Here is an 11,195-nt window from a genome sequence, read left to right as displayed (position 1 = left end):
GGTCCGCTGCCCCCCGAGGGGGCTGACCCGCCTTGGGGCGGCCCGGCGGCGGGTCCGTGATGAAGCTCGCTGTTGTCGGCGCCGGCTGGGCCGGCATGGCGGCGGCGGTCGAAGCCGCCTTCCTGGGGTTCGATGTCACGGTCTTCGAGGCCACGCGCATGCTCGGTGGACGGGCCCGGGCACTGACCACCGTGACGCCCGACGGCACGCCGATCACGCTGGACAATGGCCAGCACATCCTCATCGGCGCCTACAGCGACACCCTGGCCCTGATGCAGCGGGTGGGCATGAACCTGCCGCAGGTGCTGATGGCCCTGCCGCTGTCGCTGCCCTACCCCGACGGCGGCGGCCTGCAAACGCCCGCGTGGGCCATGCGATGGCCGGCACCGCTCGATGCGCTGGCCGCGATCGGGACGGCGCGCGGCTGGACCTGGGGCGAGCGGATGGCGCTGGTCCGCGCCTCGCTGGGCTGGCGCCTGGCCGGGTTTCGTTGTGCGGCCACGCTCACCGTCGAAGGCTTGTGCGAGCCCTTGCCCGATCGGGTGATGCAGGAGTTGATCGAACCCCTGTGCGTGTCGGCCCTGAACATCCCGGCCTCGGACGCCAGCGCGCAAGTGTTCCTTTGTGTCATGCGAGACGCGCTGTTCGGCCGCGGTGCGGCAGGCTTCAGCGCGTCGAGCCTGCTGTTGCCTCGCACCGATCTCACCCGCCTGTTTCCGCAGGCGGCAGCGAACTGGCTGGACAGTCGCCACGGCGCCCATGCACGCCTTCGCACCGGCACGCGCGTCACGCGCCTGCAGACCTCGGGTACCGGCTGGCGACTGGGCACCGACGCGGGCGAGGAAGCGTTCGACCGCGTCATCTGGGCCACGCCCGCCAGTGTGGCGGCCCAGACCCTGCTCGCGCACGCAGACGACAACGAGGCGTTGGCCCACTGGGCCTTGTCGGCCCACGCCCTGCGTTTCACCGCCATCACCACGGTGTACGCCCTGGCCCCCGGCGCGCGACTGCCAGCGCCCATGCTGGCACTGCGCGCCGAGCCCGACGCGCACGCCGCACCCGCGCAGTTCGTGTTCGACCGCGGGCAGCTGAGCCCGCACGACCCGGCTGCCAGCGGCGTGCTGGCCTTTGTGGTGAGCGCCAGCGGCGGTGAACGCGACGACCTGCAGGCGCGCGTGTTGCAACAGGGACAGCGTCAGCTCGGCCTGGCCTTGCAGCCGCTGCTCAGCGTGGTGGAAAAGCGGGCCACCTTCGCCTGCACGCCCGGGCTGGAACGCCCGGGCGCGGTGGTGGCTCCAGGGCTGTACGCCGCAGGCGACTATGTGCAGGGCCCCTACCCGGCCACACTCGAAGCGGCCGTGCGCAGCGGCCTGGCCGCGGCCCGCCTGGCCGCACAGGAGCGCTGAACACACTGCAGGATGCCTGGTCGGGGAACCTCCGGGCGCCTTCACGTTCCCACTGGTGGAACTTTTTCAACCCGAGCAAAGGAGCCCCTGCGAATGAACCGGACCCGTCCCACCCGACAACTGCTGATCATGGCCGGCCTGTGCCTGGCCGCCCTCTCCACCAGCATGGCGCAAGCCCAGAGCATGGTCAGCGTCAAGGGCAGCACCCTCAACATGCGCGAAGGCCCGGGCACCCACACGCCCGTGCTGTGGGAACTCAAGCGGGGTTACCCGCTGCAGATCACCCAGCGCAAGGGCAGCTGGGTGCAGGTGCGCGATTTCGAGGGCGACACCGGCTGGGTCGCGCGCTCGCTCACCGGGAGCACGCCGCACCATGTCGTCAAGTCCAGGGTGGCCAACCTGCGCAGCGGGCCGGGCACCCAGCACCGCATCCTGGCCAGGGTCGAATACGGCGAACTGCTGCGCACCCGCGAGAAGCGCGCCGACTGGGTGCGGGTGGAACGCAGCGAGGGCGTCAGCGGCTGGATCGCCAAACGCCTGCTCTGGGGTTTCTGAAGCGGCTCAGCCCAGGGCCTTGGCCTGCAGGTAGGCCGGGCGATCGATGCACGACTTCAGCCACGCATGGGTGAGCGGATGCGCGGTCATCAGGCCGTGCGACGGGCGCGCCCAGTTCAACACGCTGGCCACGCACAGGTCGGCCACCGTGAAACGTTCGGCGGCCAGGAACGCCTGTCCTCTGGCCCGGTTGCGCTCGAGGTGTTGTTCGATCACGCGAAACGGCACCGCCAGCCGGCGTTCGGCCCCCTCGGCCATGTCGGGCCGGCGGCGGTCTTCGGGCATCGCCAGGCGGTGCATGAGCACGGTCAGGGCGTCGCTTTCGGTTTCGTTCACGGCCCAGAAGCTCCAGCGCAGGGCTTCGGCGTCTTCGCGTGCATTCGCCGGCGCGATGCCGACGCCGTCGGCCTGGCCGTGGTGGCGCGCCACGTAGAGCGCGCAGGCCATGCTCTCCCACACCACCACTTCGCCATCGGGCCGCGCGTCCACCAGCACCGGGATGTGCCCGTTGGGATTCAGCGCCAGAAACCCGGGCGTGCGGGTCGCACCGCCCTGGTATGGCGTGTTCACATGCTGGAACGCCAGACCGAGTTCGGTCGCGGCCCACAGGGGGCGGATGGCGCGCGACGCGGCGATGCCGTGGATGGTGAGGCTCATGGGAGGGCTGATGCCTTGAAAAATCAGCCGATCTGACGGCACAGGGCCGTCAGGTCGGCCACGGTGGTGTGTGGCTGCAGGGGCGCATGCTCCCAGGGCAGACCGGTGCGGTTGACCCAGGCCACCTGCATGCCCGCACGCAGCCCGCCCACCACGTCGAGGTGCGCGTCGTCGCCGATGTGCAGCACCTCGGCCGCGTCGACACCGGCGGCGTCGGCAGCGGCCAGGAAGATGCGCGGATCGGGCTTGCCCACACCGAACCCGCGCGCGCTGAAAGCCGCATGAAAGTGGTGCCCCAGGCCCACGCGGTGCACGTCGGCGTTGCCGTTGGACACGGCCACCACCGGATAGCGGGTGCTCAGCCATTCCAGTGCGGGCATGGCGTCTTCGAACAGTTGCACGCGCTGGCGTTCGTCAAAGAAAACGTCGAAGGCGGGTTCGGCCAGGGCCGGGTCGTCGCCGGCCTGCTGCAGCACATGGCGGATCGACTCGCGGCGCAAGGCGCTGAGGTCGTTCGCCAGATCGGGTCGCAGCGTCTGCAGGTGGATGCGGGCCTCGCGCAGCGCGCCCGGCGTGGTGTAGAGCCGGGCGGTGGCGGGAGCGTGTTGGCCAAGCCAGTTGGCCAGCATGGCCTCGGCACGTTCGATGGTGGGCCAGATCGGCCAGAGCGTGTCGTCCAGATCGATGCTGATGGCGCGGATGCGGGTCGGGTCCAGCGCGCGGGGCGCGGTCGGCAAGGCGGTGCTGGTGGGGGTTTTCATGCTTGCGAGAGAATAGCGCATGCCCTTCAACACCGAACCGCCCTACAAACACGGCCAGGCCGCCCGCACCGCCGTGCTGCTGTGCAACCTGGGCACCCCCGACGAACCCACCGCACCCGCCCTGCGACGCTACCTCGCCGAGTTCCTCGGTGACCAGCGTGTGGTCGAGATTCCGCGCTTCGTCTGGATGCTGATCCTGCACGGCATCATCCTGCGCGTGCGGCCAAAGAAGTCGGCGGCCAAATACGCCGGCATCTGGATGCCCGAAGGTTCACCGCTGAAGGTATGGACCGAGCGCCAGGCCATCCTGCTGCGCGGCTACCTCGGCGAGCGTGGACACCAGGTGACGGTGCGCTACGCCATGCGCTATGGCAACCCCTCCATCGCCTCGGTGATGAACGAGCTCAAGGCCGAAGGCGTCACACGCGTGCTGGTGCTGCCGGCCTACCCGCAGTTCAGCGCCACCACCACGGCCAGCGTGGTCGACGGCGTGATGAACTGGGCCGCCAAGGTGCGAAACCTTCCCGAGCTGCGCTTCATCAACCGCTACCACGCCCACCCCGGCTACATCCAGGCGCTGGCCAAAACCATCCGCGCGCACTGGGCCGCCCACGGCCAGAGCGAACAGCTGGTGATGAGCTTTCACGGCGTGCCCGAGCGCACGCTGCAGCTGGGCGATCCCTACCACTGCGAATGCCACAAGACGGCGCGCCTGCTGGCCGAACAGCTCGGCCTGCCCAAGGACCGCTACAAGGTGACTTTCCAGTCCCGCTTCGGCAAGGCCAAGTGGCTGGAGCCCTACACCGAGCCCACGCTGATCGACCTCGCCGGCAATGGCTTGAAGAGCGTTGACCTGGTCTGCCCCGGCTTCACCAGCGACTGCCTGGAAACGCTCGAAGAGATCAACATGGAAGCGCGCGAGGCCTTCCTGCACGCCGGCGGCCAGAGCTTCCAGTACATCTCCTGCCTGAACGACCACCCCGAGTGGATCCGTGCGCTCACCGACGTCGCCGAGCAGCACCTGCAGGGCTGGGACACCAAAGCGGTGGACGATCCGATGGAGCTCCAGGCCAGCCGCGAACGGGCGCTCGCGATCGGCGCGAAGGACTGAGCCCTGTCAGCCGCCGGGCCTGTCTTCCTTCAAGGCCTGGCCTTGAGCCTCGGGCTCATCGTGGCCATCGGCGCGCAGAACGCCTTTGTGCTGCGACAGGGGCTGCGGCGCGAACACGTGGGCAGCGTGGTGGTCTTTTGCGCGGTGGCAGACGCGGTGCTGATCGCAGCCGGCGTGCTGGGCATGGCGCGGGCGCTGGCCGACAGTCCCGGCATCGCGCGGGCGCTGGCCGTGGCTGGCGCCACATTCCTCCTGGCCTATGGCTGGCGCGCCCTGCGCCGCGCACGTCGGCCCCAGCCCCTGACGGCCACCGAAGGCGGCGCGGCGCTCAGCCGGATGGCGGCCCTGGCGCAGGCGGCGGCGTTCACCTTGTTGAACCCCCATGTCTATCTGGACACCGTGCTGCTGGTGGGCAGCATCGGCGCCCAGCAACCCGCCGCCCTGCGCGGCTGGTTCGTGGCGGGGGCCAGCACGGCCAGCGTGCTCTGGTTCGGGTTGCTGGGATTCGGCGCCCGCTGGATGGCCCCATGGTTCGCGCGGCCCAAGGCCTGGCAGATGCTCGACGCCCTGATCGGCGTGACCATGTGGGTGCTCGCCGCGCTGCTGCTGCGCCACGCCTTGACCGCCGGCGCTTGATCAGCGCTTGACGCGCCCGCCGATCGGCGTCCGGCGCCATGGATCACAGGCGAAAACGCACCCGCAACGCTGCCGACACGGTTGCTCAGTGCCCCGCCAGAAACCGCTGCACCAGCTCGAACTGCTCGGGCACGTTGAGAGCCGGTGCATGGCCGCAGCCGGCAATCGTCACGACCAGTGCGCGCGGCCCGCGGTCGCGCATGGCCTCGGCGGTGTCGGCCAGCAACAGGTCGGAATCGGCGCCGCGCAGGCACAGCACCGGTACGTCGATGCGGTCAAACGTCGGCCACAGCTCGTAGTCGTCGGGATGGTGGGTGAACTGCTGCACCATGGCCGGGTCGTAGTGCGGCGTCACGCGACCGTCGGGCAGGCGGCGCGTGGAGCTCTCCGTGAGCAGCGTCCACTGGGCATCGCTCAACCAGCCGTACGGTTTGTAGACCGTGCGGAAGTACCGCTGCAGCTCACCCACGGTGTCGAAGGCGGCCGGGTTGCCGGCGTAGCTGCGAATGCGCGCGATGGCGGCGTCGGCCGTCCTGGGCCCGATGTCGTTGAGCACCAGGCGCTCGATGCGTCCCTGCAGCCGGCCTGCCGCGCACACCATGCCGATCGCGCCGCCCATGGAGGTGCCGACCCAGTGGAAGCGCTGCAGCTCCAGCTGATCCACCAGCGCGGTGGCCAGGCGACTGTAGAAGTCCAGGCAGTACTCGGCCTCGGGTCGCGGACTCCACTGCGACAGGCCGCGGCCGATCGTGTCGGGGCAGATCACGCGCCAGCCCTGGGCGCTCAGGTGCGCGGCCAGCGGGTCCATGTCGCGACCGGTGCGGGCCAGTCCGTGCCAGGCCACCACCACCGGGCCGGCGGCAGATGCGGGCTGCCAGTCCATGAAGTGGATCTCGCGGCCTTCGCACACGAGGTAGCGTGATCGGGGCACCACGGTGGCCTGCGGTTTCATTTCAGACCTTTCAACCGCGCCAGCACCGCGCGCTCCCTCAGCTTGCCGACGACACCGGTGGGAAAGTAATACACCGACAGCACGAACAGCAGGCCCAGCCAGAGCAGCCAGCGGTCGGGTGTGAGCAAGGCGGGCAGCAGGGGAATGCCCTCGGTGGCCTGCCCCGCCACCCGCAGCAGGTCCTGCAGATAGCTCTGCGCGAGCACGAAGATCACGCTGCCGATCAGCGCACCGTACAGCGTGCCCATGCCTCCGATCACGACGATGAGCAGGATGTCCAGCATGATCTCGAACGACAGCGAGGTGTCGGGCCCCTGGTAGCGCAGCCAGATCGCCAGCAGGCAGCCGGCGAGCGTGGCGAACGAGGCCGAGAGCACGTTGGACAGCGTGCGGTAGACCACGGTGCGGTAACCCAGTGCCTCGGCGCGGAAGTCGTTTTCGCGAATGGCCTGCAGCACGCGCCCGAACGGTGAGTTCACGATGCGCAGGATGGTCAGGAAGATCGCTGTCACGGCCACGAAGATCAGGTAGTAGGTGATCAGCCGGCCGTTGAGGTCCACCTCGCCGAAGGGGGTCGCCATCGGCTCCTCGCGCAGCATGAAGCCCGGTGACAGCAGTTCGGGCACGCGAAAACTCAAGCCGTCTTCACCACCGGTGAAGTCCGACAGCTGCGAGGCCAGCGTGAGGAAGGCCGAGGCCACGGCCAGCGTGATCATGGCGAAGAAGATCGCCTTGACCCGCAGCGAGAACAGGCCGATCAGCAGCGACAGCATGAGCGAGATGAGCAGCGCGCACACCACGCCCACGGCCAGCGCGCCCCAGCTCGCCTGCTCCACCGAATTGAGCGCAATGGCCACGCCATACGCGCCGATGCCGAAGAACATGGTGTGCGCAAAACTCACGATGCCGGTGTAGCCCAGCAGCAGGTCGAAGCTGGCCACCAGGGCCACGAAGATCAGCACCTTGGCCGCCACATTCAGCGCCTTGACACCCGGGAACAAGAAAGGGGCAAATAGCAGGCCGAGGAAAAGAACCACCAGCAGGACCGTGAGCCAGCGGCTGCGCGGAAGGTCGTTGGAGAGGAGTCGGGACAGCATGGATCAACCTTGGATGAAGGGGGAGTTGCGTCCAGAGCAGCCGAGGATCCGGCTTTGGCGGGCCCAGGCTGCGCCCCCCTGGAGGGGGGTGACGCCGAAGGCGGCGCGGGCGGTGTTCATCGGTTCGTCACCGGGTAGACACCCTGCGGGCGCCACAACAGGATCGCCACCATCAGCGCGATGTTGGAGAACAGCGCGACCTTCGGCGCCAGGAAGCCGGTGTAGTTGGCCATCAGGCCCACCAGCAGTGCGCCGATCAGCGCGCCGGTGGTGGAGCCCAGGCCGCCGATGATGATGACGATGAAGATCAGCACGTTGACCTGCGCACCCATCTGCGGCAGCACGGTCTGCTGGTACAGGCCCCACATGACCCCGCCCAACCCGGCCAGGGCACTGCCCACCACGAACACGCCGATGAACAGCTGGCGGATGCGGTAGCCCAGCGACTCGACCATTTCCCGGTCCTGCACGCCGGCGCGCACCAGCAGGCCGACCTTCGTACGGTTGAGCGTCCACACCATGGCGGCGAACACCACGGAGCCCACCAGCACCGCGAGCAGGCGGTACTTCTCCACCGCCGCGTCGCCGAAGATGAAGGAGCCCCTCAGACTCTCGGGCAGCGGCAGTGCGATCTGCCCCGGCCCCCAGACCACCTTGATCAGCTCTTCACCGATGATCATGCCGCCCATGGTGATGAGGATCTGCTTGAGGTGCATGCCGTACACCGGGCGGATGATGAGGCGCTCGAACACCCAGCCCAGCGCCCCGGCCACCGCCATGGCCACCAGCATCGCGGGCAGCAGGGCCATGAGGTTGAGCCACAGGCTGTCGGCTTCGGTGTAGCTGGTCATGCTCGCCAGCACCGTGGTGGCCACGAAGGCGCCGAGTGCGATGAACACACCGTGGCCGAAGTTGAGCACGTCCATCAGGCCGAACACCAGCGTGAGACCAGAGGCAATGATGAAGATGATCATGCCCATGGCCAGCCCGGCCACGGTGAGCGTGATCCAGGTGGAACCGCTGCCCACGGCGGGCAGTGCGATCAGTGCGAGCACCGGTACGAGCGCCAGCGGCTTCCAGTCGAAGTCTGCTTTGAGAAGTGTCATTGGTGTGATCCCAAAGAGAGGCCGAGCAATCGGGATTGCATCGATTCATCCGCGGCCAGTTCGGCCATCGAGCCGCTGTGCACCACACGCCCGTCGTCCATCACGGCCACGGTGTCGCCGAGCTGGCGCGCGAAGTTGAAGTTCTGCTCGACCAGCAGGATGGTGGTCTTGGCGGCCTTGAGCTCACGAAAGGCCGCGATCATGTTCTGGATGATGGCGGGCGCCAGGCCCTTGCTCGGCTCGTCGATCAGCAGCAGCTTGCGCGGCTCGACGATGGCGCGCGAGACCGCGAGCATCTGCTTCTGGCCACCGCTCAATTTGCCGGCCGGGTGCAGCCAGAATTTCTTGATGGCCGGAAACAGGCCGAAGATCCATTCCAGCCGCGTGGTGTCGATGTCGTCGAGCGTGCGCGCGCCGCGCGCGGCCAGCAGCATGTTCTCGCGCACCGAGAGGTCGGAGAAAATCCCCATGCTCTCGGGCACATAGGCCACGCCGCTTTGTGCGGTGTCGGGCGTGGGCTGCCTGGTGATGTCCACGCCGTCAAGCGTCACCGTGCCCTGGCTCGCGTGCCACAGGCCCATGATGGTGCGCAGCGTGGTGGTCTTGCCGGCGCCGTTGCGGCCGAGCAGCATGGTCATCTGGTTGGCCGGAACCACCAGGTCCACGCCATGGAGGATGTGGTACGCGCCGATGTGGGTGTGCACACCCTCGAGCTTGAGCAGGGGAGACGCACGATCCGGCGCCGGGCTGGCCCAAGCCGGATCAGCCCCCTCGGGGAGCGGCGACCCGCGCAGCGGTGGAGCTTGGGGGCTCATGCAGGCTGTTCCTCTTCGTTGGGGTTGATGCCGAGATAGGCCTGCTGCACCACGGGTGAGGCGATCACGTCGGCCGGGTCGCCGTCGGCCACCAGCTCACCGTTGTGCAGCACGATGATGCGGTCGGAGAGTTCGCGCACCACGTCCATCTTGTGTTCGACCAGCAGGATGGTCTTGGTCTTGTCGTTCTTGAGCTGGCGGATCAGGTTCAGCACCACCGGCACCTCGTCCACGCTCATGCCGGCCGTGGGTTCGTCGAACATGAAGACCAGCGGGTCCAGCGCCATCAGGATGGCCACCTCCAGCTTGCGCTGGTCACCGTGCGGCAGGCTCGAGGCCAGGGCATCGCGCTTGTCGGCGAGGGCCACGGTCTCGAGCACCTCATCGGCCCGCTCGAGCAGGTCGCGCCGGTCGCTCCAGATGCGCCAGAGGTTCAGTCCCGCCTTCGCCCGGGCCTGCACCGCCAGGCGCACGTTCTCCTGGACGGTCAGGTTGGGAAACAGGTTGGTGAGCTGGAACGCCCGCCCCAGGCCGGCCTGCGCCCGCGCGGGTGCGCCCAGCGAAGAGATGTCGTGCCCGCCCAGGCGCACACGGCCGGCGCTGGCCTTGACCTGACCCGAGATCAAATTGAAGTAGGTGGTCTTGCCGGCGCCGTTGGGGCCGACGATGGCGGTCAGCGTGCCCGGCGCGAACGCGCAGGAGACAGCACTCACCGCCACGTGCCCGCCGAAGCGGACCGTGAGGTTCTGGGTTTCAAGCATGGGGTCGAGCTGAAAAAGCAGTGGCATCTGTCGCCGCAAGTGCGGCGACTTCCAGAAACACGGCGGAACCGGCTTTGCCGGGCCGCTCGTGTTGTCCCCCTTTCCAAGGGGGAAGCCGCGTCAGCGGCGCAGGGGGTTACCGGCGATTCCGGATAGGTATCGCCAGGTCCTCCGGCTTGATCTCGCGCACCAGCTCGGGCACGCCCCACGCGAACGCCGGGTCCACCTTGATCCTGAAGTGGTACATGCTCTGCATGGCCTGGTGGTCTTCCTTGCGGAAAGTCATCTTGCCCTTGGGGGTGTCGAAGCTCATGCCCTCCATGGTGCTGATGAGCTTGTCGGTGTTGGTGTCACCGTTGGTTTTCTTCAGCGCGGTGACCACCGCCATCGCGGCCGAGAAACCACCCGCGGTGAAGAAGTCCGGTGGCGTCTTGAACTGGCGGTAGTGCTCGGCCACCATGGCGTCGTTGATCGGGTTCTTCGGGATGCCGAAGTAGTAGTACAGCGCGCCCTCCATGCCGGGGAAGTTCTTGTAGGCCACCATCGCCGGCAGGATGTTGCCGCCGGTGGCCAGCTTGATGCCGTAGCGCTTTTCCAGATCGAGTTCGGCGATCTTGGCAAACGGCGTCGGCGCGCCCGACCAGCCCACCGAGATGTACTTGGTGCCGGGCTGGTCCTTGAGCTTGTCGACGATGCGCAGCAGGCCGGCGGTGAAGTCGGTCGTGCCCACGGGCAGGTACTCTTCGTGAACGATTTTGGCCTTCTTGATGAAGTCCTTGGCGGCCTTCACGCCGTCGCGGCCGAAGGCGTTGTCGTTGGCCAGCATCGCCACCACGTTGCCCGGCTGGTCCAGCGCCACCGCGTTGGCAGCCGCGTCCTGGCTGCTGTTGCGCCCGGTGCGGAAGATGTATTTGTTCCACTTGTCGCCGGTGATCGAGTCGGCCACGGCGGGCTCGACCAGCAGGATCTTTTTGTATTCCTCGGCCACCGGCAGCATGGCGAGTGCGACCGGCGAGGCGGTCGGGCCGATGGCCAGATCGACCTTGTCGTCGGCGTAGGCGGCGGCCAGCAGGCTCTTGCCCACATCGGGCTTGCCCTGGTCGTCCTTCTCGATCACCACGATCTTCTTGCCACCGACCATCATGGTGCCGCCGGTGGCGTAGTTCAGGCCCATCATCAAACCCACCTGGGTCTGCTTGGCATAGGCCTCGAGCGGGCCGGTCTTGCTGTGGATGTGGGCGATGCGGATCTCGCCCTTGCTGGCCTGGGCCATGGCCATCGGAACGCCGAAGGCAGCGGTGCAGGCGAGGGTGATGACCGCCAGACGGCGGGTGGGGT

12 protein-coding genes are annotated in these 11,195 nt (G+C 68.0%); 4 read left to right on the top strand and 8 right to left on the bottom strand.

The genetic code is table 11. The annotated features are described in order from the left end of the window. The first annotated feature begins 59 nt into the window (after window positions 1-59). Window positions 60-1,406, top strand: coding sequence for a hydroxysqualene dehydroxylase HpnE (gene hpnE / locus QUV35_RS17920; RefSeq protein ID WP_300877207.1), 1,347 nt, complete (start codon window positions 60-62; stop codon window positions 1,404-1,406). Window positions 1,407-1,499: 93 nt separating this feature from the next. After that, entirely contained in the window at window positions 1,500-1,961 is a 462-nt protein-coding gene (locus tag QUV35_RS17915) for an SH3 domain-containing protein (protein ID WP_300877206.1), read from the top strand. 6 nt (window positions 1,962-1,967) lie between these two features. Here QUV35_RS17915 and QUV35_RS17910 read toward each other — a convergent pair whose 3' ends face one another. Then, window positions 1,968-2,618, bottom strand: coding sequence for a glutathione S-transferase family protein (locus QUV35_RS17910; RefSeq protein WP_300877205.1), 651 nt, complete (start codon window positions 2,616-2,618; stop codon window positions 1,968-1,970). 23 nt (window positions 2,619-2,641) lie between these two features. Then, window positions 2,642-3,379 (bottom strand): HAD family hydrolase, encoded by a 738-nt coding sequence (locus QUV35_RS17905; protein WP_300877204.1) that lies wholly within the window; start codon window positions 3,377-3,379, stop codon window positions 2,642-2,644. Between the two features lie 19 nt (window positions 3,380-3,398). On the opposite strand from QUV35_RS17905, the gene hemH reads away from it, so the two are divergent. Beyond that, window positions 3,399-4,490 carry a ferrochelatase gene (gene hemH, locus QUV35_RS17900; RefSeq protein WP_300877203.1) on the top strand — a complete coding sequence of 364 codons (1,092 nt, stop codon included), beginning with the start codon at window positions 3,399-3,401 and terminating at the stop codon, window positions 4,488-4,490. A 3-nt stretch (window positions 4,491-4,493) separates the two neighbouring features. Next, on the top strand, window positions 4,494-5,126 hold the full coding sequence (locus QUV35_RS17895; RefSeq protein WP_300877210.1) for a LysE/ArgO family amino acid transporter: 633 nt from the start codon (window positions 4,494-4,496) through the stop codon (window positions 5,124-5,126). An 85-nt stretch (window positions 5,127-5,211) separates the two neighbouring features. Here the strand turns inward: QUV35_RS17895 and QUV35_RS17890 are convergent, their stop codons facing one another. The 6 genes from QUV35_RS17890 to QUV35_RS17865 all read right to left on the bottom strand — a co-directional run bounded on the left by QUV35_RS17890 (window position 5,212) and on the right by QUV35_RS17865 (window position 11,136). Further along, window positions 5,212-6,078 carry an alpha/beta hydrolase gene (locus QUV35_RS17890; protein ID WP_300877202.1) on the bottom strand — a complete coding sequence of 289 codons (867 nt, stop codon included), beginning with the start codon at window positions 6,076-6,078 and terminating at the stop codon, window positions 5,212-5,214. Beyond that, window positions 6,075-7,175, bottom strand: a complete 1,101-nt coding sequence (locus QUV35_RS17885) for a branched-chain amino acid ABC transporter permease (RefSeq protein WP_300877201.1) — start codon at window positions 7,173-7,175, stop codon at window positions 6,075-6,077. The genes QUV35_RS17890 and QUV35_RS17885 overlap by 4 nt, the downstream gene beginning before the upstream one ends. Before the next feature lie 116 nt (window positions 7,176-7,291). Continuing rightward, window positions 7,292-8,281 carry a branched-chain amino acid ABC transporter permease gene (locus tag QUV35_RS17880; protein WP_300877200.1) on the bottom strand — a complete coding sequence of 330 codons (990 nt, stop codon included), beginning with the start codon at window positions 8,279-8,281 and terminating at the stop codon, window positions 7,292-7,294. Further along, the gene (locus QUV35_RS17875; protein WP_300877199.1) at window positions 8,278-9,096 is read right to left on the bottom strand and encodes an ABC transporter ATP-binding protein; all 819 of its coding nucleotides are present in this window, start codon (window positions 9,094-9,096) and stop codon (window positions 8,278-8,280) included. Before QUV35_RS17875 ends, QUV35_RS17880 begins: the two co-directional genes overlap by 4 nt. Next, the gene (locus tag QUV35_RS17870; protein ID WP_300877198.1) at window positions 9,093-9,857 is read right to left on the bottom strand and encodes an ABC transporter ATP-binding protein; all 765 of its coding nucleotides are present in this window, start codon (window positions 9,855-9,857) and stop codon (window positions 9,093-9,095) included. Before QUV35_RS17870 ends, QUV35_RS17875 begins: the two co-directional genes overlap by 4 nt. Before the next feature lie 136 nt (window positions 9,858-9,993). Further along, a complete protein-coding gene (locus tag QUV35_RS17865; RefSeq protein ID WP_300877209.1) occupies window positions 9,994-11,136 on the bottom strand; it encodes a substrate-binding domain-containing protein in 1,143 nt (380 codons plus the stop codon). Between the last annotated feature and the right edge of the window lie 59 nt (window positions 11,137-11,195).

This window comes from Hydrogenophaga sp. (assembly GCF_030373225.1).
Lineage (GTDB): Bacteria > Pseudomonadota > Gammaproteobacteria > Burkholderiales > Burkholderiaceae_C > Hydrogenophaga.
Note: the sequence above shows the minus strand (reverse complement) of the source record. Positions and strands in the feature narration are given on the sequence as shown.